Annotated in this window: 23 protein-coding genes; 20 read left to right on the forward strand and 3 right to left on the reverse strand. The window is 54.7% G+C overall.

The features are described from left to right. Positions 1-42 precede the first annotated feature (42 nt). The 17 genes from infB to OO713_RS02235 all read left to right on the forward strand — a co-directional run bounded on the left by infB (position 43) and on the right by OO713_RS02235 (position 16,620). Complete coding sequence (gene infB, locus OO713_RS02155) at positions 43-2,643, forward strand: translation initiation factor IF-2 (RefSeq protein ID WP_264786024.1); 2,601 nt, start codon at positions 43-45, stop codon at positions 2,641-2,643. Further along, complete coding sequence (gene rbfA / locus OO713_RS02160; protein ID WP_264786025.1) at positions 2,643-3,074, forward strand: 30S ribosome-binding factor RbfA; 432 nt, start codon at positions 2,643-2,645, stop codon at positions 3,072-3,074. The genes infB and rbfA overlap by 1 nt, the downstream gene beginning before the upstream one ends. 1 nt (position 3,075) lies before the next feature. Next, positions 3,076-3,942 carry a tRNA pseudouridine(55) synthase TruB gene (gene truB, locus OO713_RS02165; protein WP_264786026.1) on the forward strand — a complete coding sequence of 289 codons (867 nt, stop codon included), beginning with the start codon at positions 3,076-3,078 and terminating at the stop codon, positions 3,940-3,942. Further along, positions 3,935-4,312: a hypothetical protein gene (locus OO713_RS02170; protein WP_264786028.1), complete on the forward strand. Its 378-nt coding sequence runs from the start codon at positions 3,935-3,937 to the stop codon at positions 4,310-4,312. Before truB ends, OO713_RS02170 begins: the two co-directional genes overlap by 8 nt. Before the next feature lie 66 nt (positions 4,313-4,378). Beyond that, positions 4,379-5,347: a phosphate ABC transporter permease subunit PstC gene (gene pstC / locus OO713_RS02175; protein ID WP_264786029.1), complete on the forward strand. Its 969-nt coding sequence runs from the start codon at positions 4,379-4,381 to the stop codon at positions 5,345-5,347. A gap of 5 nt (positions 5,348-5,352) precedes the next feature. Then, positions 5,353-6,420, forward strand: a complete 1,068-nt coding sequence (gene pstA / locus OO713_RS02180) for a phosphate ABC transporter permease PstA (RefSeq protein ID WP_264786030.1) — start codon at positions 5,353-5,355, stop codon at positions 6,418-6,420. Beyond that, positions 6,421-7,194 (forward strand): phosphate ABC transporter ATP-binding protein PstB, encoded by a 774-nt coding sequence (gene pstB, locus OO713_RS02185; protein ID WP_264786031.1) that lies wholly within the window; start codon positions 6,421-6,423, stop codon positions 7,192-7,194. A 94-nt stretch (positions 7,195-7,288) separates the two neighbouring features. After that, on the forward strand, positions 7,289-8,302 hold the full coding sequence (locus tag OO713_RS02190) for a phosphate ABC transporter substrate-binding protein PstS (protein WP_264786032.1): 1,014 nt from the start codon (positions 7,289-7,291) through the stop codon (positions 8,300-8,302). Between the two features lie 54 nt (positions 8,303-8,356). Continuing rightward, positions 8,357-9,439 (forward strand): hypothetical protein, encoded by a 1,083-nt coding sequence (locus tag OO713_RS02195; protein ID WP_264786033.1) that lies wholly within the window; start codon positions 8,357-8,359, stop codon positions 9,437-9,439. Between the two features lie 16 nt (positions 9,440-9,455). Next, positions 9,456-9,833 carry a hypothetical protein gene (locus OO713_RS02200; protein ID WP_264786034.1) on the forward strand — a complete coding sequence of 126 codons (378 nt, stop codon included), beginning with the start codon at positions 9,456-9,458 and terminating at the stop codon, positions 9,831-9,833. After that, positions 9,826-10,758, forward strand: a complete 933-nt coding sequence (ribF, locus tag OO713_RS02205; RefSeq protein WP_264786036.1) for a riboflavin biosynthesis protein RibF — start codon at positions 9,826-9,828, stop codon at positions 10,756-10,758. The genes OO713_RS02200 and ribF overlap by 8 nt, the downstream gene beginning before the upstream one ends. Continuing rightward, complete coding sequence (locus OO713_RS02210; protein WP_264786038.1) at positions 10,755-11,321, forward strand: DUF805 domain-containing protein; 567 nt, start codon at positions 10,755-10,757, stop codon at positions 11,319-11,321. Before ribF ends, OO713_RS02210 begins: the two co-directional genes overlap by 4 nt. A gap of 113 nt (positions 11,322-11,434) precedes the next feature. Then, a complete protein-coding gene (gene rpsO, locus OO713_RS02215) occupies positions 11,435-11,704 on the forward strand; it encodes a 30S ribosomal protein S15 (protein ID WP_264786039.1) in 270 nt (89 codons plus the stop codon). Between the two features lie 237 nt (positions 11,705-11,941). Next, entirely contained in the window at positions 11,942-14,146 is a 2,205-nt protein-coding gene (locus tag OO713_RS02220; RefSeq protein ID WP_264786040.1) for a polyribonucleotide nucleotidyltransferase, read from the forward strand. Between the two features lie 6 nt (positions 14,147-14,152). Then, the gene (locus OO713_RS02225; RefSeq protein ID WP_264786041.1) at positions 14,153-15,454 is read left to right on the forward strand and encodes a pitrilysin family protein; all 1,302 of its coding nucleotides are present in this window, start codon (positions 14,153-14,155) and stop codon (positions 15,452-15,454) included. Positions 15,455-15,474: 20 nt separating this feature from the next. Further along, on the forward strand, positions 15,475-16,197 hold the full coding sequence (dapB, locus tag OO713_RS02230; protein WP_264786042.1) for a 4-hydroxy-tetrahydrodipicolinate reductase: 723 nt from the start codon (positions 15,475-15,477) through the stop codon (positions 16,195-16,197). Continuing rightward, on the forward strand, positions 16,198-16,620 hold the full coding sequence (locus OO713_RS02235; protein ID WP_264786043.1) for a hypothetical protein: 423 nt from the start codon (positions 16,198-16,200) through the stop codon (positions 16,618-16,620). Here the strand turns inward: OO713_RS02235 and OO713_RS02240 are convergent. Then, a complete protein-coding gene (locus tag OO713_RS02240) occupies positions 16,607-17,047 on the reverse strand; it encodes a DUF4395 domain-containing protein (RefSeq protein ID WP_264786044.1) in 441 nt (146 codons plus the stop codon). The two genes, OO713_RS02235 and OO713_RS02240, sit on opposite strands and share 14 nt — an antisense overlap. Continuing rightward, positions 17,044-17,490, reverse strand: coding sequence for a thioredoxin family protein (locus OO713_RS02245; protein ID WP_264786045.1), 447 nt, complete (start codon positions 17,488-17,490; stop codon positions 17,044-17,046). Before OO713_RS02245 ends, OO713_RS02240 begins: the two co-directional genes overlap by 4 nt. A gap of 80 nt (positions 17,491-17,570) precedes the next feature. Here OO713_RS02245 and thyX point away from each other — a divergent pair, with 80 nt between their 5' ends. After that, positions 17,571-18,299: an FAD-dependent thymidylate synthase gene (gene thyX / locus OO713_RS02250; protein WP_264786047.1), complete on the forward strand. Its 729-nt coding sequence runs from the start codon at positions 17,571-17,573 to the stop codon at positions 18,297-18,299. Here thyX and OO713_RS02255 read toward each other — a convergent pair. Beyond that, positions 18,296-19,513, reverse strand: coding sequence for a SulP family inorganic anion transporter (locus tag OO713_RS02255; RefSeq protein WP_264786048.1), 1,218 nt, complete (start codon positions 19,511-19,513; stop codon positions 18,296-18,298). The two genes, thyX and OO713_RS02255, sit on opposite strands and share 4 nt — an antisense overlap. A 52-nt stretch (positions 19,514-19,565) precedes the next feature. Between OO713_RS02255 and dapA the strand changes: the two genes are divergently transcribed. Both dapA and OO713_RS02265 read left to right on the forward strand, forming a co-directional pair. Continuing rightward, complete coding sequence (dapA, locus tag OO713_RS02260) at positions 19,566-20,540, forward strand: 4-hydroxy-tetrahydrodipicolinate synthase (RefSeq protein WP_264786049.1); 975 nt, start codon at positions 19,566-19,568, stop codon at positions 20,538-20,540. Then, entirely contained in the window at positions 20,540-22,210 is a 1,671-nt protein-coding gene (locus tag OO713_RS02265) for a ribonuclease J (protein ID WP_264786050.1), read from the forward strand. The genes dapA and OO713_RS02265 overlap by 1 nt, the downstream gene beginning before the upstream one ends. Positions 22,211-22,326: the final 116 nt, after the last annotated feature.

The raw sequence follows: 22,326 nt of genomic DNA on the forward strand, positions 1-22,326 counted from the left end.
CTAAAGCCTGCCCTGTTCGGGTAGGCCCGGACAGGAGAAAAAGTGGCGCTTCCACGCGTATACGACATAGCTAAAGAGCTTGGTATCGATACCAAGATTGCTTTGGCAAAGCTTGAGGAACTTGGCGAGTACGTCAAAGGTGGTTCCTCCACAATTGCCCCACCGGTTGCCGCAAAGCTTCGCGCCGCGTTCCCGAAGGTAGAGAAGCCAAAGGCCGAGCCTAAGGTTGCAAAGCCAGAGCCGAAGGCAGAAGAGGCAACACCAGCCCCGGCAGCACCGAAGGCACCTGCACCAGCAGCTCCTGCCCCGACTGCTCAAGCGCCTGCTCCAGCTGCTCCGGCAGCGCCTGCAGCTCCCGCAGCCCCGGCTGCGCCGACTCCACTCCAGGGCATTCCACGCCCTGGAAACAACCCATTTTCGTCAAACCAGGGCATGGGCATTCCTCGTCCAATGGCTCGCCCTGGCAACAACCCGTTCTCCTCCAACCAGGGCATGGGTCGCCCTCGTCCAGGTGGACCTCGCCCTCAGGGTGCAGGTGCTCCACGTCCAGGTGGACCTCGCCCTCAGGGTGCAGGCGCTCCACGTCCAGGTGGACCTCGTCCAGCAGGTGGAGCAGGATTCGGTGCCCCTCGTCCAGGTGGATTCGCTGCTCCAGCCGCAGCTCCAGGCGGTCGTCCAGGACCTGGTGGCCGCGGTGGCCGCGGTGCAGGAACTGCAGGTGCCTTTGGCAAGGGCGGTTCAAAGAGCAAGGCTAGAAAGTCAAAGCGCACCAAGAGAGAAGAATTTGAGCAAAGACAGGCTCCAAGCCTCGGTGGTGCAGTAGTTCCAAGAGGCGACGGCAACACCGTTGTACGTCTTCGCCGTGGTGCCTCGATCCAGGACTTTGCGGACAAGATTGGTGCAAATGCCGGTCAGCTAATTACCGTGCTGTTCCACCTCGGCCAGATGGCAACCGCAACCGCATCGCTAGATGAAGACACCTTTGGCATTTTGGGTGAAGAGCTTGGCTACAAGGTTGAGGTCGTATCACCCGAGGACGAAGAGCGAGAGCTGTTCGAGGGCTTTGGCCTAGACATCTCGGTTGATATCGAGGATGAAGATGAGGATGACCTTCAGGCTCGACCTCCGGTGGTAACCGTAATGGGTCACGTTGACCACGGTAAGACCAAGCTTTTGGACTCGATTCGCAACGCAAACGTTGTTGCTGGCGAAGCCGGTGGAATTACCCAGCACATTGGTGCCTACCAGGTTCACACCACCCACGATGGTCAAGATCGCGCTATCACCTTCATTGACACCCCGGGTCACGAGGCCTTCACCGCCATGCGTGCTCGTGGTACCCAGGTCACCGACATTGCGATCTTGGTGGTCGCTGCGGATGACGGTGTGATGCCACAGACCATTGAGGCGCTGAATCACGCTCAGGCCGCTCAGGTCCCAATCGTGGTTGCAGTAAACAAGGTCGACAAGGAGGGTGCGAACCCAGCCAAGATTCGTCAGCAGCTAACTGAGTTCGGTTTGGTTGCTGAGGAGTACGGTGGCGATGTCATGTTCGTAGACGTCTCGGCTCTCCGTGGCCAGGGAATTGAGAACCTGCTAGATGCTGTGCTGCTGACCGCCGACGCCGCTTTGGATCTGCGTGCTAACCCAGACAAGCCCGCACGTGGTGTTGCAATTGAAGCGAACCTGGACCGCGGACGTGGTTCAGTTGCTACCGTGCTGATTCAGTCCGGAACCCTCCGGGTTGGAGATGCCATCGTGGCAGGCTCCTCACACGGTCGTGTTCGCGCCATGTTCGATGAGAACGGTGGTGCGGTTACCGCAGCAACTCCTTCAAGGCCAGTTCAGGTCTTGGGACTTCAGTCTGTGCCTCGTGCCGGTGACACCTTCGTGGTCGCCGAAGACGAGCGTCAGGCTCGTCAAATCGCTGAGAAGCGTGAGGCAGCTGACCGCAACGCGCTGCTGGCCAAGACTCGCAAGAAGATGTCGCTTGAGGACTTCACCAAGGCCCTCGAAGAGGGCAAGGTTGAGTCGCTCAATCTCATCATCAAGGGTGACGTTTCCGGTGCCGTTGAGGCACTTGAAGACTCGCTTCTCAAGATCGAAGTTGACGACTCGGTACAGCTGCGCATCATTCACCGTGGTGTTGGAGCAATTACTGAATCCGACGTCAATCTGGCCACCGTTGACTCCGCTGTCATCATCGGATTCAACGTTCGCCCAGACAACAAGGCTCGCGAGCGTGCGGACCGTGAAGGCGTCGATGTGCGTTTCTACAGCGTTATCTACAACGCTCTGGAAGACATCGAAAACTCGCTCAAGGGCATGCTCAAGCCAGAGTACGAGGAGAAGCAGATGGGTACCGCGGAGGTCCGCGAGATCTTCAAGTCCTCCAAGTTCGGCACCATCGCTGGTTCCTACGTACGCTCCGGTCTGATTCGTCGCAACGCGCTGGCTCGCGTGCTGCGTAACGGTGAAGTCATCAAGGAAGGCCTAAAGGTTGATTCCCTGAAGCGCTTCAAGGATGATGCCACCGAGGTCAAGACCGACTACGAGTGTGGTATCGGACTAGGTGACTTCAACGACATCTTGGTCGACGACGTTATTGAGACCTACGAAATGGTCGAGAAGCCGAGGGTCTAATGGTTGATCACGCACGCGCCAGACGCCTGGGGGAGAGAATCAAGGTTCTCGCCGCCGAGGCGTTGGAGCGCGCCGTGAAGGATCCGGACCTCGGTTTTGTGACCTTCACCGATGTTCGGGTTACCCCAGACCTCACCCATGCCAAGATCTACTTCACGGTGCTGGGCTCTGAGGATGACAAGCAGCTCACTATCGATGCCCTGGAGCGCAATCGCGGTCGGCTACGCGGTGAAATCGGGCGTCAACTCGGCGTGCGAGTCACCCCAACCATCGAGCTATTGCTAGATGAGATCCCAGCCAGCGCGGGAGCACTAGCAGAATTGCTTGCCGAGGCCAAGCGTCGTGATGAAGAAGTTGAGCGTTTGGCGAAGGATGCAAAGCCCGCTGGTGATGCAGACCCATACCTCAAGCCAAAGGCTCAGGAAGACTAAGTTGCCAGCCGGTCTGGTCCTAATTGACAAACCCCAGGGTTTTACCTCGCACGATGTCGTAGCCAAATTGCGAAAAGTGTTGGGCACCAAGAAAATCGGGCATGCCGGCACCTTGGATCCGATGGCCACCGGGCTGCTCTTGTTGGGCGTTGATGCTGGAACCAAACTGCTCACCTTCCTCGTGGGTGCGGACAAGACTTATCAAGCTCGGATTCGTCTTGGTCAGAGCACCCTTTCCGATGACGCCGAGGGAGAGGTGTTGTCGCAGACCAGCGCACTGCATCTAAACCGAGCCGTGATTGAAACTGAAATTGCAAAGCTGACCGGAAGAATCTCTCAGGTCCCCTCGGCCGTCAGTGCCATCAAGGTGGATGGCAAGCGGGCCTATGATCTAGTGCGCGAGGGTAAAGAGGTTGAGCTAAAGAGCCGTGAGGTCGAAGTGTCCCGGTTTGATTTGGTCTCCGAGATTTCAATTGTTGACGAATTCTTGGAATTCGATGTGGTTGTCGATTGCAGTTCCGGGACCTACATCAGAGCACTTGCAAGAGATCTTGGGGAAAGCCTTGGCGTAGGTGGACATTTGCGCGCACTTCGCCGCACTCGAATCGGTGAATACCTGGTTGAGAATGCATCAACTCTTGATCAAGAGCCGGTGGTCTTGGATTTGACCGCGGCGGCTGCCAAGATTTTTCCAGCTGCAGAGCTCAGTAAGCAACAGGCAACCGACCTGGTGCACGGGAAACGCCTTGTCCTTCCAATCACTGGAATGGTGAGTGCGACTTATCAAGGGGTTCTGATTGGGATTTTGGAACCGGTCGGTTCCAGTTATAAGTCACTGGTCGTTTTTCCGGAGGCCCTAAATGGTTGAGTGGATCTATCAGGTTCAGCTTGCCCTCACGTTGGGTACTGGTCTAACACTGGTCCTGATGGGCTTGATCGGTCGCCCGCCTAGTGGCTTTTCGATTGGTTTGACCGCATTAGTCGAGCTCATGCTGGTGATTCAACTGGCCATCTCGCTTGGAATGGTGATCGCTGGTCAACAAGCCAAAGTCGACACCTGGGAGTACTTCGGCTATCTACTTGTTGCAATGATGATCCCTGTTGGTGGGGCGTTCTGGGCCCTAGTTGAGCGATCGAAGTGGTCTACCGTGGTGCTTGGTGCTGCTGGGCTGACGGTGGCCGTGATGCTGGTGCGGATGTGGCAAATCTGGAGTGGCGAAATCGTCAACTTGAGCTGATAAGTTCACCTTCCGTTAACTTTGCAAATAGCAAAGCTTCACTTTTGCGCACGAACATCTTCAATCATGAGTGTTCCAACCCAGCGAAAACTTCTTGCCAAGCCCTCAAGAACGGCGGACAAGGTTTTCTTTGCGGTTGCCAAGGCTGCCGGCTACTCCTCATTTGTGATCATCGGCCTAATTCTTTTCTTCCTCTCAATCCGCGCCTGGCCAGCATTCGAGAAGCAGGGCTTTTTGGAGTTCGCCTTCGGAACGGGTTGGGACAACACCACCAACCCACCGATTCTCCACATCGGCCCAATGCTTTGGGGATCGTTGCTTATCGCTGCTATCGGTGTGGCGATTGCGGTCCCGATGGCGATTTCAATCGCCTACTTCATTGAGTTTTTGGCCCCAACGCCGATTGCCAAGGCAGCCACTGTCATCGTTGATCTGCTGGCTGCGATTCCGTCTGTCGTGATAGGTCTTTGGGGCTTGGGCGTATTTTCACCCGTAGGGGCTCACTGGGCCCAAATGCTCAGTGAGACATTTGCGCCGATTCTGCCCTTCTTAGCCAACGACACAGGCACTTTCCTCAGATCACCTTTCATCGCTTCAATCGTTGTTGCGGTAATGATCGTTCCGTTGATTTCCTCAATTACTCGCGAGATCTTCTCCCAGGTGGACAAGGAGATCATCAAGGGTGCTTTGGCCCTGGGCGGCTCACGTGAATCCGTGCTGCGCCAGGTGATTCTTCCCACCTCTGCCGGCGGAATTTTGGGTGGCGTACTTCTTGCGCTGGGTCGAGCCATGGGTGAGACGGTTGCAATCTTCTTCGTGTTGAATCTGGTCTTCGATGAGTACAACTGGTTCAACCTGCTCGAGCCTCAGGGTGGAGCGATTGCCTCCTTGATTCTGGCCCGATTTGGTGAGGCCACACCAGATGAGGTTGAGGCTCTACTCGCAGCTGGAGTTGTGCTGTTCCTGATCACCCTGGTGATCAACGCGATTGCGTCCTACATCGTGCAGAAGGCACAGCCTTGGAGGAGAGATTGAGTAGCATGCTTGCCGTTGAACGGCCTAAGAATTCGCAGCCGTGGAAAAACCTCGGCTCAAGGGTCAAGCTCTCCTCTGCGATCACAATTGTTGTGCCATCGACTGTTTTTGGTTTGATCCTGCTTGTGACCGGCATGGATTTCATGGCTGGACTTTTCACAATCCTGTTGCCACTTCAGCTACTCGCAGGTGGCTGGGCAGGGTTCTACTCATTTGGTAAGCGTGGTATTCGGGACGGACTACTGCTAGTAGTGACTTTCTTCCTTTCTCTGTTTGTTTTGGTGCTTCTGATCTCGGTGCTGTGGGCAGTTATCGAGTCAGGCTTTAGAGCCATCAGTCCCCACTTCATCTATCAAAACAACGTTTATGTGTCCGGCAAGACTGGTTTGGAAATCGGTGGAGTTGGTCACGCAATTCTGGGGACTTCGATAACTGTAGGTATCTCAACTTTGGTGACTGTTCCACTTGGCATTGCAACTGCCGTGTACCTGACTGAGACCCGTGAGTTTGGTCGCGGCATCGTCCGCACGCTATTGCAGGCAATGTCGGCACTTCCTTCGGTTGTGACTGGTCTGTTCATCTACTCGATGTTGATTCTCTCCGGTTGGAGTGGCTACTCGGGCTTCATGGGTGCACTGGCCTTGATCCCGCTGATGCTCCCGACGGTTTCTCGAGTTGCCGAAGAATCATTGCGACTGGTTCCCAAGGACTTGAGAAACGGTGCCTTGGCACTTGGAGCACCTTCCTACCGTGCATTTTTGATGGTCACACTGCCAGCTGCCAAATCTGGAATTGTGACCGCGGTGCTACTGGGTATCGCTCGTGTTATTGGAGAGACTGCCCCGATTCTGCTCACCGTTGCACTAGCTAACGGCACCAACGTGAATCCATTCGATGGCGGCATGGCGACCCTGCCTGGCTACATTTTCAACTTCATCTACCTAGGTGACCCAACCTCAATTGCGAGAGCGTGGGGAGCAGCCATGGTGCTGTTGATCTTCGTGGGAATTTTGTTTGCGGCAGCCCGTCTTGCGAGTGCGCCGAAAAAGGCTAAGAAAAGGAGCGCCAAGTAAATGGCTAATTTCCACCTAGAGGCTAGAAACGTAAACGTTTGGTTTGGTGCTCGTCACGTGCTCAAGGACGTGAACCTGCAGTTCCCCGAGAACCAGGTCACCGCTTTGATTGGCCCATCCGGCTGCGGCAAGTCCACCTTTATCAGAACCCTAAACCGCATGCACGAGTTGATTCCTAGCGCGGGATTTGGTGGCGAGGTGCTACTCGATGGCCAGGACATCTACGGCGAGGCCGTTGACCCAGTTGACGTTCGCATCAAGATCGGAATGGTTTTCCAAAAGCCAAACCCATTCCCAACCATGTCCATCAAGGAGAACGTAATCTCTGGACTGAAGCTATCTGGCATTTCTCGCTCCGACGCTGGAGATTTGGTTGAGCAATCTTTGGTTCGAGCATCGATGTGGAATGAAGTGAAGGATCGTCTAAACGACCCAGCCATCTCGCTCTCCGGCGGTCAGCAGCAGCGTCTTTGCATCGCGCGCTCACTGGCCATGAACCCCGATGTGTTGTTGATGGATGAGCCATGCTCGGCATTGGACCCAGGATCAACTCGTCGTATTGAAGAGACCATCCTGGAGCTAAAGGAATCGATGACCATCGTCATCGTCACCCACAACATGCAGCAGGCCCAGCGCATCTCTGACCAGACCGCTTTCTTCTTGGCCGAGGACAACACTCCCGGTCACGTAGTTGAGTTTGGTGAGACCCAGCAGATCTTCTACGGCCCAATTGACCCACGCACCAACGAGTACGTAAACGGTCGCTTCGGCTAGAAACCAACTGTTCACCTGGCGTTAGCAATCTGGTGAGCAGTTGTTAGCTCGGTGAAGTCAGACTCATCTCGCATTCCGAAAACGAGGAGATTAAATGCGCAACAAGTTGTTTGGGGCACTGGCAATCGCCGCCCTGGCCACCACAGCATTCGCTGGTCCAGCTCAGGCTGGAGAGACCGTCACCGCTGGTGGCGCTTCCTACACCTACGCACTTCAGCAGGTCTGTACTCAGGCTTACACCGAGCACAAGGTCACCTACACCTCGGTTGGTTCCACCACTGGTAAGACCAACTTCCGTAATGGCACCTACGACTTCGGTGGATCTGACTCGCTGTACTCCGCTTCTGAGGCCAAGCCAAAGAGTTTCGTTTACGTTCCACTACTAGGTGGCCCAGTAACCATCGCTTACAACCTTCCAGGCGTGACTCGTCTAAACCTGACTCCAAAGATTGTTGGAGACATCTACCAGGGCAAGATCACCAAGTGGAATGACAAGGCAATCGTTGCGATCAACAAGACCGCAAAGCTCCCTGACCTGACCATCACCCCTGCCTACCGCTCAGACGGCTCCGGCACCACCTACAACTTCACCAACTGGATGACCCAGAAGTATGGTTCCCCATTCAAGGCGAACGACGCATTCACCGTGGCAGCAGGCTCGGGCCTGGTCAAGGGCTCGGTCGGCGCTCGCGGTAACCAGGGTGTTGCAACCTCCATCGCATCCACCCAGGGTGCAATGGGTTACATCGACATTGCAGATGCTGACAAGAACAAGCTGACCTACGCATTCGTTCAGAACGCAGCCGGCCAGTTCATCAAGCCAACCATCGCAAACTCCAAGCTGTTCATTGAGAAGCAGCTTCTGAAGGCGACCGGTGAGGTTGTATTCGACTACAACAAGAAGGTCCGTGGTGCCTACGACCTGTCTCTAGTCAGCTACGGTCTAGCACCGACCGCCAACGGCACTGCTAAGGCCTCTGCGATCAAGGCTTACTTCACCTACTTCGTGAACGAGTGTGCACCGAAGAACGCTGCTAGCCAGGGCTACGTAGCACTCTCCGGAACCATCTTGAAGAAGGCCAACGAGGCAATCCGAAAGATCAAGTAACAAAAAAATCATGATGCGAAAGCCGGGATGTCATTTGATGTCCCGGCTTCCGCTGTGGAAAGGCAAGAAATGATCCGCAAAGCTCTCAGCTCACTTGGCATCGGAGCGGCCTCACTGCTAGTGCTAACAGGTTGCAACCCACCCATGCCGGAATCTCTGAAAGTGGAGCTTGCGGAACGAACCGTCCAGTGTGGCGAGGCCTTCGTCGAGACCAAGGTCTTTCCTGAAATGGTTGACGTTGCCGACTTCTGGAACAGCTCCATGGATGTCGCCTGTGAGGGTGCCATGGGCCTCAGTGTCCTTGAGGACTACCCTCAGGGTGCGGGCCTGGTGATCTCAGAGGAAGAGGTTAGGGGCTGCACTCCATATGCCAACGTACCGCTGGCGGTTGATGCGGCCGTAATCTCTTTCTACTTTGAAGAGATTTATGAGCTAAACCTTTCACCACGCAGCATCGCAGGTATTTTCAGTGGCTCAATTACCAACTGGAGTGACGCAGCAATTCAGGACATTAACCCAAACCTCGAACTTCCAGATATGGAGATCGTGGTGAACACCGCGGCCCCAGGCTTAGCCATCTCGGCGATGGAGAAGTGGCTGAGTGCCGAGCTTGGCGAGGAAGTTAAGCTATCGCTTCTTCAGGCATCGGAAGGCTCAGAGGTAGATGCCCTTTACCTTCTTGGCGAGGGGGAGATCAAGCTAACTTCGTTTGCCTCTTTGCAGATCTCCGGCATGGGTTATGCAAACATGATTTTGGATGAGTCGAACTTGGACGCTGTTCTGTTGCCAGAGGTGCTAAGTATCCAGACAGGTATTGGACAGACCGTGGTTTCAGGTGAGGCTCCAAACCTGAGCTTCGACTATGACCCTTCGATTCCAGCCGAGCCACTACCTGGTCAGTTCGAGGCCATTGAGCCTTGGGGTGCGCTCTATCCAGTAACCCTTTCGCTTTGCGGTGAGGATGATCTTCAGGTTCGCTTCGCAGCTCGATACCTGCTCCGACTGGATGCCCAGGGCGCTATCTCGACCGGTGTGTTCTCTCCGCTGAAGGAAGAGGTGCGAGTGGCTGCCATCTCGGTGGTGGACGACGGGCTACCTGAAGTGGAGATCCCTGCGGATCTGGAGCTAGAGCAGTAACACTAAGCTTTCCTGCGTGGCAAAAGAGCTTGGTGTTGGACGACTGCTGATTGCGGTCTACGGGGTATTTGCCCTATCCGCCTCGGCGAGGGCGCTCTATCAACTTTTCACCGAATTTGAGTTAGCCCCGGTTGCCTATTCGCTCTCGGCCATCTCGGCTTTGGTCTATATCTTTGCGACCATCGCGCTGGCTAAGCCATCGTTGAGAAAGTTCGCTGGGATCGCCATCTGGTTCGAATTGGCTGGGGTGTTGTTGGTGGGTGCCTTGAGTTTTTTGGTGCCGCAGTGGTTCTCTCACCCCTCCGTTTGGTCGGGATTTGGTTCGGGTTACGGATACATCCCGCTACTTTTGCCGATTCTCGGTTTGATTTGGTTGCGGAGAAACCGTGCTTGAGATTTCATCGCTGAGAGATCTCCCGCAGGACTTCGTCTCACTTGCGGTTGCAATTGGCAAATTCGATGGCATTCACGTTGGGCACCGCCAGCTGATTCATGAGCTTGTCGAATTCTGCCAAGAGGCTAACCTGGTTCCAGCTGTAATTAGCTTTGACCGTCACCCAAACCAAACTCTCAAACCCGCTGAAGTTCCTGGCGAGTTGTTGACCAAAGAGCGCAAGGCGCAAATTCTTGAGGCTTTGGGAATTGAGGTTTTGGTTAGCCTGCCCTTTGATGCTGACATGGCCAGTCGCTCAGCCATGGAGTTTGCAAGCGCTGAGCTATCCCGCGGAGTGCAAATGGTATTTGTGGGTGAGGGTTTCAGGTTCGGATCCAGGGGAGCTGGCAGCATCGAAGACCTACGCAGCTTCGGTCCACAACTTGGTTTCCGCGTTAGAGAGGTTGCGCCAGTTCAAATTGGTGATCGAGTGGTTTCCAGCACCTTGATTCGAGAACTCATTCAGACTGGCAAGGTCTCAGCAGCTTCACTTTTACTTGGCAGAGATCATGAAATTGTTGGAACGATTGAACACGGTCGAAAGCTCGGACGTACGATCGGTTTCCCCACGGCAAACTTCTCTCGCAGCTCGATTGGGCTTTTGCCCCAGGATGGCGTTTATGCCGGCTGGCTAATCGCTGATGGCGTTCGCTATCCGGCAGCGCATTCGGTAGGGACTAATGACTCAGTTGGTGAAGTTCCACGACTCATCGAATCCCACGTTATTGGTCGTGATGACCTAGACCTCTATGACAAAGAGTGCACAGCGCTGATTCACGCGCAGATAAGACCCTGGGCGAAGTTTGATTCCCTGGATGCTCTAATTGCCCAAATAAACGATGACGTGTTGGCAGCAAGGGAGATTTTGGAGAGTATTGACGCATGAGCTTTGTAGATGCAGTCGTCAGCGGCTTCAAGAATGCCTTCAACTTCAAGGGTGCCGCTAAACGATCGGAGTTCTGGTACTGGGTGCTGTTCACCCTTTTGGTTTCCTTGGTGCTATCGACTATTGAGTCAGTGCTGTGGCCGCCAACTCCGATTCAGGGTGACTGGATGGCAGATGTTGAGGGAGTGCTATCTCAGCCTACGCCGCTCACCACTATTGCCTCGTTGCTACTTTTCATACCCAATCTCGCGGTTACCGCTCGTCGTTTTCACGACGCAGGTTTCTCGGCCAAGTGGTTGCTGCTTCAGCTGATACCGCTTGCATACGGAATCTTTGCGCTGATTGGTTCGCTGGTGGTGCTTATGAACTCCTCCTCGCCAGAGCCAACCTATGAAGAGTTGATCGCTTTGATTTTCTTGATTTTGCCAATCATCGCGCTAGCAATTGCAATTGCCGTGATCTTCTTGGTGATGGCGCTTCGGCCAAGCCGATCTTTCTATGACGGCAACAAGTATGTCGAGCCGGTTCCGCTGAGCCCTGGCGATGAAGGCACCACCGCCTAGCCAAAGTGAGGTTTTTTCTCTAGACTTCTCAGGTTGCCGTGAAACGGCCGCGGATAAAGAGAGCAGAAACACAAGGTTTACTGCGCCGCGCAGCGGATTGAAAGGATCAGCAAATGGCATTGGACCCAAAGGTCAAGTCAGAAATTATCGCCGAGTACGCCACCAAGCCAGGTGACACCGGTAGCCCAGAGGTGCAGATTGCAGTGCTGAGCCGCCGCATCGCAGACCTAACCGAGCACCTAAAGGAGCACAAGCACGACCACCACTCACGTCGTGGCCTGCTACTTCTTGTTGGTCAGCGTCGTCGTCTACTTGGCTACCTGCAGCAGGTTGACATCGCTCGCTACCGCTCCTTGATTGAGCGCCTAGGACTGCGTCGATAGTTTGATTTGATAAAGACCCCGGGAAACCGGGGTCTTTTCATTTCTAGGTTTTTCGATACTCGATTGTTAGACTCCAGCTAGGAGTTTTCGCGAGGCGGGTCTTCGGTGGAAGTCTCTGGGGCCAGAACCCAGGGTTTTTTACTGACGACCAGCACTCATCAGGGCAATCGCCCTAGCTCCAGCGCAACAGCGGCTTGACGCCGCTCTATTTGCGCGCAAGAGGATAAAGGAGGGGCTATGGAAGGCCCAGAGATCAAAGCAACAGAAGCAATCATCGACAACGGAAAGTTCGGAAAGCGCGTTGTGCGCTTCGAAACCGGTCGTCTAGCACAGCAGGCCAACGGCGCTGCCGCCATCTACATTGACGAAGAGACCATGCTCTTTTCGGCCACCACTGCGTCCAAGCAGCCAAAGGATCAGTTCGACTTCTTCCCGCTGACCATTGATGTTGAAGAGCGCTCCTACGCCGCTGGAAAGATTCCAGGCTCATTCTTCCGTCGCGAGGGTCGCCCAAGTACTGAGGCAATCTTGGCTGCGCGTTTGATTGACCGTCCGCTGCGCCCATCCTTCGTTGATGGTCTGCGCAACGAGATTCAGGTCGTTGTTACCGTGATGTCAATTGAGCCGGATGAGCTCTACGACGTAGTCGCAATCAACGCCGCATCAATGTCAACCCAGCTTGCAGGTCTGCCATTCTCCGGTCCAGTTGCAGGTGTCCGTGTGGCGCTGATTGACGGCCAGTGGGTTGCGTTCCCGAAGCACTCTCAGCTTGCAGGCGCCGTGTTCGACATGGTTGTTGCTGGTCGCGTAGTAGTTGAAGGTGGCAAGGAAGACGTTGCCATCATGATGGTTGAGGCCGAGGCCACAGAGACCAGCTGGGACCTAATCGCTGGTGGTGCAATTGCACCGACCGAGGAGATCGTCGCCGAGGGTCTTGAGGCAGCTAAGCCATTCATCAAGGAATTGGTTCGCGCTCAGGTAGAGCTCGCGAAGGTTGCCGCAAAGCCAACCGCTGAGTACCCGGTATTCCTGCCATACACCGATGAGGTTTATGCAGCTGTGGAGAAGGCTGCCGGCGCAGAGCTAGCGAAGGTCTATCAGATCGCTGACAAGCAGCAGCGTCAGGAAGCTGACGACGAGTTGAAGGCCAAGGTCAAGGAGGAGCTAGTAGCTTCCCTCACCGAGGAGCAGATGCTGCAGTTCTCCGCTGCATACAAGTCGGTTACCAAGAAGGTAATGCGTACCCGCGTTCTGAAAGAGGGCATCCGTATTGATGGCCGTGGTCTAACCGACATTCGTGCCCTAGATGCAGAGGTTGCAGTAATTCCAAGAACCCACGGTTCCGCAATCTTCCAGCGCGGTGAGACCCAGATTCTTGGTGTCACCACTTTGAACATGCTCAAGATGGAGCAGCAGATTGACTCGCTGAGCCCTGAGACTTCAAAGCGCTACATGCACCACTACAACTTCCCTCCTTACTCCACCGGCGAGGTTGGTCGCGTTGGCTCTCCAAAGCGTCGTGAGATCGGTCATGGAGCTCTTGCAGAGCGCGCACTGGTTCCAGTGTTGCCAACCCGCGAGGAGTTCCCATACGCCATCCGTCAGGTATCTGAGGCTCTTGGATCAAACGGCTCCACCTCGATGGGTTCGGTTTGTGCTTCTACCCTGTCGCTGCTAAACGCTGGTGTGCCACTACGCGCCCCAGTTGCAGGTATCGCTATGGGTCTAATCTCTGACACCGTTGATGGCAAGACCGAATACGCCGCTCTCACCGACATCCTCGGTGCTGAGGACGCACTGGGTGATATGGACTTCAAGGTTGCAGGCACTCGTAACTTCGTGACCGCCATTCAGCTAGACACCAAGCTGGACGGTATTCCAGCATCGGTTTTGGCCAAGGCGCTAAAGCAGGCCAAGGATGCCAGAACCTACATTCTTGATGTCATGCAGGAGGCAATTGACGAGCCAGACGAGCTTTCGCCATACGCCCCTCGTGTTATCGCGGTCAAGATCCCTGTCGACAAGATCGGTGAGGTCATCGGTCCAAAGGGCAAGATGATCAACCAGATCCAGGAGGACACTGGAGCTGAGATCTCGATCGAGGACGACGGCACTGTTTACATCGGTGCGACCAATGGTCCTGCCGCTGATGCAGCTAAGGCAGCCATCAACGCAATCGCCAACCCTCACGTGCCTGAGATCGGCGAGCGCTTCTTGGGAACCGTTGTCAAGCTAGCAACCTTCGGTGCCTTCGTATCGCTAATGCCAGGCAAGGATGGTTTGCTTCACGTTTCAGAGTTGAAGAAGATCTCCGGTGGCAAGCGTGTCGAGAACGTCGAAGATGTTCTTGAGGTTGGCCAGAAGCTCCAGGTTGAGATCACCAAGATTGATGACCGCGGCAAGCTATCGCTAAGCCCTGTTGTCGAGGAAGCTGCCGAGTAGTAGATCTTGTTTCTACCGCTTAGAGATTCAATCGAGTTCACCGCTGAGGCGGCACGTGTCTGCAAGACCGTGCTGCCAAGCGGTGTTCGCATTTTGACCGAAGAGATGCTCGGCGCACCTTCGGTTGCTGTGGCGGCTTCGGTCGCCGTTGGCTCCCGTGACGAAACCGGCGGCCACTTTGGTTCAACTCACTTCTTGGAGCATCTGCTGTTCAAGGGAACCGAGCGTAGATCAGCTCGAGACATCTCTATCGCCTTTGACTCCGTCGGTGGCTCTTCAAATGCCGCCACTGCCAAGGAGTACACCAGCTACTACGCCAGGGTTGAGAACGCGGCTCTGCCCTTGGCGCTCGATCTAATTTTGGACATGTTCTCAAGCGCCAAGATTGATCGCCACGACTTCGATGTTGAGCGCACCGTCATTCTTGAAGAGCTCGCCATGAACGAGGACGATCCAGAGGATGTCGCTCACGAGAATCTCTCTGAGGCACTGCTCCCGGGACTTGATCTGGGGCGTCCTATTGGCGGCACGGTTGAAACTATCAACGCGGTGGATCGCGAGTCTGTTTTTGCCTATTACAAAAAGCACTATGCACCGCAGAATCTGGTCATAACCGTGGCCGGCGGCGTCTCCCACGAGCGCGTGGTGGAACTGGTTGAAGCCGAACTGAATCGAATTGGCTGGACTGGCTCTGCTGAGCCTGAGCAAAGAAGATCTCAGCAGGCGATGCAGCTTCCAAAGCCCGAGGCCATGCGAATTATCAAAAAGGATGTTGCTCAGGCAAACGTACTACTTGGGTATCAGTCGCTACATGCTTCGGACCCCGATCGCTTCGCCCTCGGTATCCTCAGCACCGTGCTCGGTGGCGGCATGTCATCTCGGCTTTACCAAGAGATCCGTGAGGAGCGCGGCCTGGCCTATTCCACCTACTGTTACCAGCAGGGGTACTCCGATGCTGGTTACTTTGGTGTTTATGCCGGCACCAGTGAGGAGAATGCCAAACTCGTTACCGAGCTAATGCGCTCCGAGGTTCAAAAGGTCGTTTCCGGCGGCATCACAGCCGCTGAGTTAGAGCTGGCGCTTGGCAACATTTCAGGCGGTTTAGCGCTGCGTTTTGAATCTCCACTTGCTCGTATGAATCGTCTATTGGCGGCCGAGATTGGAACCGGTGAATACTTATCGATAACCGAGGTGATGGATCGATTCAGGTCGGTCACCAGAGATCAAATAGTCGCAGTTGCCAACCGAGTCTTTAGCGTTGAGCCGACCCTGGTTGCCGTTGGAAAATCACTCAAAGGTCTTCGCTAGTTGGTTGATAGGGTTTTGCCATGACTTCAGTTGCAGTTTTGGGAACCGGCCGAATGGGCAAACTTGCCCTAGAGCTAATCGATACTGACCCCAATCTCAAACTGCATGCCGCCCTAAACTCCAGCTCTCCTAGGGAGCAAATGCTCGGCGCGGATGTCGTACTTGATTTCACCTTGCCAACTGCAAGTCCGGAGCTTGTGGACTATGCAATCTCAAATGATTTGAAGGTGGTTGTTGGCACGAGCGGCTGGTCAGAGTCCAAACTGCAGATACTTGAGTCAAAGCTCGCTCATCACCCGGCTGCTACCGCTGTTGTCATCCCCAACTTTTCTGTTGGATCTATGCTGATTCAGCACTTCAGTGCCATTGCCGCAAGGTTTTTCGACTCGATTGAGATCGTTGAGGCTCACCACGAGGGCAAGGTTGATTCGCCTTCGGGAACTGCGGTTAGAACCGCTGAACTGATTCATCAGGCCCGCCAGGGACTGCCGCAACCATTGATTCCAGGTGTCGACCAGGTCGCCAGGGGAGAGGTTGTTGCAGGGGTCCCGATTCACTCGCTGCGACTAAAAGGCGTTTCTGCGAAGCAGGATGTTCACTTCGGTGCTGACAGTGAGCTCACCACTTTGTCTCATGAGGTGATTTCGCATCGGGCATATGCCAAGGGGATTCTGCTTAGCATCGAGTTTGCCAAGCGAGCTAGCGGTTTACATGTTGGTTTGGACAAGGTTTTAGGGCTCTAATTGACCACAAAAATCTGGGTCGGAGTCATGACCTTGCTGACTCTGGTGTATCTGTATCTGATGACCGGCAGGGCCCTCACGCTGCTTGCTGATCCCAATTGGATAGCAAAGCTTATGGGTGCGGGGATGTTGGTTTTTCCACTTATTGCCGCCTGGGCGCTCTATCGCGAGATTCAATTTGGCATCAGATCGCAGCGGTTGATCTCTCGCGCCATGGATGAGGGTCTCAGCGAACTGCAACTTGAGCTAAGGCCATCGGGTAGGGCGACTAAAGAGTCAGCCGAACGTGAGTTTGACCGAGTCAAAGCAACATTCAATGACAGCTGGCAAGACTGGCTACTTTTGGCGGAAGCCTACGATGCATCCGGGGATCGTCGCAGAGCAAGAGCTGCCATGCGGCAGGCCATTGCTAAGAGCGAATAATCCCCAGTCTTCTCAGCCCTAGATACATCTGGCAACCGAGGCAAAGTCCGAAGAATGCGTTGAGGAACGCGGCGATGAAGATAAACGCAGCGCTGATCGGGATCAGTATTGGAGCAAACAGAATTCCAATCACGCCCAAAATCGAGAAACCAAAGCCGACTTTTTGAGCAAACTGAGGTGGTCTTGGGTCCTCTAGTTCCTTTGGAGCAGCAAGTCTTGGCCTCACGAATTTTTGAAAAATGAGTCCATAGGGGTGCGACTTTGGCAAGAACACGCTCCATGCGAACAATACAAATAGCAGCACGATCCAAGGCGCACCAAACAAGTAGGTCTGCTGGGATTGAGCAAACGCGATCAGGGCTAGCACCGAGGTGATTGCAGCTCCGAATCTTGGGCCTCGTGGATCAATTCTTTTTATCTCGCTCATATTGCTCCTAGTTTTGCTAGCTCTTGCTGAATGACTCCGGGCTTGGGGGCTCCGGAGACTCTAAATTTGATTTCACCCTTTTGATCAAGGATAAATACGGTCGGGGTTTGACTAATTTGGAAATGTGCTGCGAGGTCAAGGCGATTGGTGATGTCAACTTCGAGATGCAGTAGACCTCCGTGGCGGTACTCAAGCTGAGACAGGTGTCTGGCAACTCCCGGACAGATTGAGCAGTATTCGGTGGAGAACTGCAAGAGAGTTGCCTTCTTGCCAAATGCCTTTACCGGCAGGCCAGATTTCACGGCGCGAAGCTTACCTAGGTCGATCGTCTCAGATTTTGTTATCGCCCTGCCGCGACCTGAGAATAGCTTGAACCCAATTCCTAGCAAGGTTGCCAGCGCAAGCAGGGCGATGACGGTCCAGCTGGATAAATTGAGTTCCACCCCGCAAGGCTAAGCGATGGCTGGATGGCAAAACGGAGTGTTGCGCTTTTTTACGACATAAAAAACCTTAGGCTTTGGGCGTGACCGAAATTGAATTCCGCTCAGACGTTACCGTTGAGCTCGTGCGCTCTAGCGCATCAGACTCCGATGTGCTTTTTGCTGCTCGAGTTTCTACGCAGGGCGAACAAACCCTCGAGGGCGCTAAGGCAACCGATGCAGAGATGCAAAAGCGCGACAAGGGGTTGATCAACTACCTGATGCGTGATCGTCACGGCTCTCCTTTTGAGCACAACTCGATGACTTTCTATGTCCAGGCGCCAATCTTCGTTTTCCGTGAGTTCATGCGTCACCGCATTGCCAGCTACAACGAGGAATCTGGTCGCTACCGCGAGCTTCGTCCCGTTTTTTATGTTCCAGGACCAGATCGAAAGTTGATCCAGGTTGGTAAGCCTGGTCACTACGAGTTTGAAGATGGCACTGCGGAACAGACTGCACTGGTCACCCAGGAGACCCAGGCGGTGGTCCGAGCCGCCTATGAGGCTTACCAGCGCATGCTGGAGGCTGGGGTTGCCAGAGAGGTAGCACGTATTGTGTTGCCGCTCAACATCTACTCGAGCATGTACGTCACCATGAACTCCCGCTCCTTGATGAACTTTTTGAGTCTTCGCACCAAGCGCGAGGGGACTCACTTCCCATCATTTCCGCAGCGCGAGATTGAGATGGTGGCGGAGAAGATGGAAGAGTTTTGGGCAGAGCTGATGCCGCTCAGCTACCAAGCATTCAACGAGAACGGTCGCGTCGCTCCCTAACCGCTTCGCTTTCTCAGCACCAGCGTCAGCACGATCCCCACGATTACTGCTGCGATCAGGTCCACTAATACTGCTGTCAGCATGGTTACGGTCAGGATGGCTGCATCTGCGGTTGATTTTTTGAATAAAGCCTTGAGGCTCTCAAGGTGGACCATTTTCCAAGCCGTCGCAACGAGTACTCCTCCAAGCGCGGCCAGTGGAATCATGGACACCCACTGGGCTAGCACTAAAACAAACGCGGCGAGTATTAGCGCGTGGAAAATTGCCGCCAGTGGATTGGTTGCTCCGGAGCGAACATTGACCGCGGTGCGAGCCAGGGCAGCAGTGGCTGGCACACCCCCAAAAAGTGGGGTTACAAGGTTCGCCAGCCCCTGACCAAATAGCTCTCGACTGGGGATGTGGCTAGAACCGTCGGCCCGCATACGGTCAGCGATTTTCGCACTCAATAGCGACTCCAGAGCCGCCAATAATGCGACCGAGAAAGCGGGGGCGAGTAGCAGTAAAACCTCCTGACTTGCCAAAAACCCGAGCGATGGCGTGAGGTCAAATTTGGGCAGCTCACCAATTAGGTCGATTTTGAGGCCCAGGGCCCAAGTGGCTGCGGTCGCAACCACCACGCTGAGAAGAGCGAGCGGAAGTCGCGGAAAAAATCGGCTCCCAATCAAGTTCACGGCAATTACCGAGCCTCCAACCACCAATGCCGTTGCGGTTGGCTTGGCGAGCCAAAGCTGCAGTTCCCGCCAAGCCGACAGCCAAATCCGCTCCTCGGAGATGGTTTCAACTCCAAAAACAAATGCCACCTGTTGCAGGGCAATAACCAGGGCGATGCCAGCGGTGAGCCCCTCGACTAGGGAATCGGGTAGGCGGTGAATGTACTTTCCCACTCGTGCCATCGCGGCAAGGACCAGAAAAATACCCGCAATAAACCCAACTGCGTAGGTAGCTTCAATGCCGTATTGGTGAACGATCGGGATAAGAACAGCTGTCATAGCTCCAGTCGGTCCGGAGACCTGAAAGCGGCTACCGCCAAAAGCCGCCGCGATTAGGCCTGCTATGACTGCGCTGATAATGCCTGCGCTAGCGCCCAACCCGGAAGCAATTCCAAATCCAAGTGCGAGGGGTAGGGCAACGATTGCAACGGTCAGGCCGGCAAGCAAATTAGCGCCAATCGAGCGGGGATTGAAGGGCTCGACCCAGAGCCGACTTTGGCGCATTGCTTCAGATTAGTAGTTTCCGGTTCCAACTGCTCTTGGGTAGGCTGAACTAATGCATCAAAAGGATTTGTTCGGCCAGGTATTGGTCGCTTTAGTAACGCCCATGACCGCCGATGGTGAGGTCGATTGGGACGCTACCGAAAAGCACATCGACTACGTCATCTCAAATGGTGCTGACGGTGTTGTGGTGACCGGTACCACCGGAGAGACTTCCACCCTTACCGATGCTGAAAAGATCAAGCTGGTTGAGGTTGGTAAGTCAGTTTCGGGTGGCCGAGCCAAGATCATCACCGGTGGTGGCTCAAACGAAACCGCGCATGCGATTCAGCTTTACAAGGCCAGCGAGAAGGCTGGTGCCGACGGAGTCATGGTCGTCACCCCTTATTACAACAAGCCCACCCAGGCTGGCATTCTTACCCACTTCAGGCTCATTGCTGACGCCACCGACCTGCCTGTGATTCTCTATGACATCCCCGGCAGAACCGGCGTTGCGATCGCCTATGACACTTTCCACCGTGCCGCAAAGCACCCAAATATTGTCGCCATCAAAGACGCTAAGGGCGATTTGGCACAAGCGTCGAGACTGATGTTAGAAACCGGTTTGATGTATTTCTCTGGAGATGACTCAAACGTTCTCGCCCACGTTGCACTCGGTGCAACCGGGTTGATTGGTGTTACTGCAAACATCGCTCCTCACGCCTACCGAGCCATGATTGATTCAACTAACGCCAACGATTTCCACTCGGCCCTTAAGGTTCACAATGCGCTTGAGCCCCTTCAGCGCGCGATCATGACTCACGTCCCAGGAACCGTAGCTGCAAAGTACGTGCTGCACGGTCTGGGTCTAATCAACTCCCCGAGGGTCCGACTTCCACTGGTTGGTCCAGAGGACCATGAAGCTGCGGCTATCGAGAACGGCATCGACCAGGTGGTCAGCGTTCCAGGGTTGAGCTTTAGTAACTTCCGACCTGACAGAAACGCTGCTGCCGGTGGCGCTTTGCCTAAGGTCGCAGGAACTACCCGCTAGTGCAGACAGCACCGAAGCCCCAACCCGGGACCCTCAGAATCATTCCGCTGGGCGGACTGGGCGAAATCGGTCGCAATATGACGGTCTTCGAGATTGACTCGCAAATCCTGATTGTTGACTGCGGTGTTCTTTTTCCAGAGGAGACTCAGCCTGGAGTAGACCTGATTTTGCCGGACTTGAGCTATCTCGAGGACAAGCTCGACCGAGTGATCGGCTGCGTTCTAACCCACGGTCACGAGGACCACATCGGCGGAGTCCCTTATCTGCTATCGATGCGATCAGACATCCCGCTGATCGGATCCACGCTCACGCTCGCGCTAGTTGAAGCAAAACTCAAAGAGCACCGCATCACCCCATATTCGATGACGGTGAAGGAGGGGCAGGTTGAAAAGCTGGGTCCTTTCGAACTCGAGTTTGTGGCGGTTAACCACTCAATTCCAGACGCTCTCGCTGTCGTGATCAGAACTGCCGCTGGCAGCGTGTTGAACACCGGCGATTTCAAGATGGATCAGCTTCCACTGGATGGTCGCGTGACAGATTTGCGCGCCTTTGCCCGAATTGGCGAGGCTGGCCTAGATCTGTTCATGGTCGACTCCACAAACGCTGACGTGCCTGGTTTCACCCCGCTCGAGCGCGAGATTGGGCCAGTAATCGAGTCCGTGATTGCCAAGACACCGGGCAAGGTGGTGGTGGCATCTTTCTCCTCACATGTGCACCGCGTTCAGCAGGTGATCGACGCCGCGGTTGCAAACGGCCGACGGGTGGCATTTGTTGGCAGGTCCATGGTCAGAAATATGGCGATTGCCAGCGAGCTCGGCTTTTTGAATGTCCCCTCTGGTGCAATTGTCGATCTAAAAGAAGTCGACAATCTGGCCGATCATCAGGTCGTGTTCATGTCCACCGGCTCGCAAGGCGAACCCATGGCCGTGCTATCAAGAATCGCAAACCGGGACCACCAAATTTCGATTGGGCCAAGTGACACGGTTCTGCTCGCCAGCTCTCTGATCCCTGGAAATGAGAATGCGGTCTACCGCGTTATTGACGGATTGACCAAACTCGGTGCCAATGTGGTTCACAAGGGCAATGCCAAGGTCCACGTCTCTGGCCATTCGGCCGCTGGCGAATTGCTCTACTGCTACAACATCCTCAAGCCCAAGAACGTCATGCCTATTCACGGTGAGGCGAGGCACTTAGTTGCGAACGCAAACCTCGCTATTCAAACTGGGATAGCTGCCGAGCGGGTTTTGGTGGTTGAAGACGGCGCTGTAGTTGATCTCAGCAACGGCATTGCAGATGTTGTGGGTCAGATTGAGTGCAACATGCTCTACGTAGACGGCAAGACTGTCGGAAAAATAACCGAGGAAGACCTCAAGGATCGGCGCATTCTGGCTGCCGAGGGTTTCATCACGATTTTTGCAGTGGTCGACGCAGCTACCGGCAAGGTAATCGAAGGCCCAGAAATCAGAGCACGTGCCTATGCAGAAGCTGACCACGTCTTCGATGACATCAAACCTGCAATCGAGAAGGCGCTCGCCGAAGCAGCCCAGGATGGGGTTCGAGACACCTATCAGCTTCAGCAGGTGATAAGGCGAACCATCGGTACCTGGGTGGCCAAGGCGCATCGCCGTAAGCCAATGATTATCCCGGTGGTTGTTCACTCAAACAGGTAGCGCCTAAGCGGTTTTTGCCCGCTTGGTTGCTACCTTTTTCCCATGGTTCAAAGAAAACCCCCAGCCTCGCGCAAGCCAGCTGCGCGTCGCCCTGCCAAGGTTGCCGCGCAGGCAAA

The organism is Aquiluna sp. KACHI24 (assembly GCF_025997915.1).
Lineage (GTDB): Bacteria > Actinomycetota > Actinomycetes > Actinomycetales > Microbacteriaceae > Aquiluna.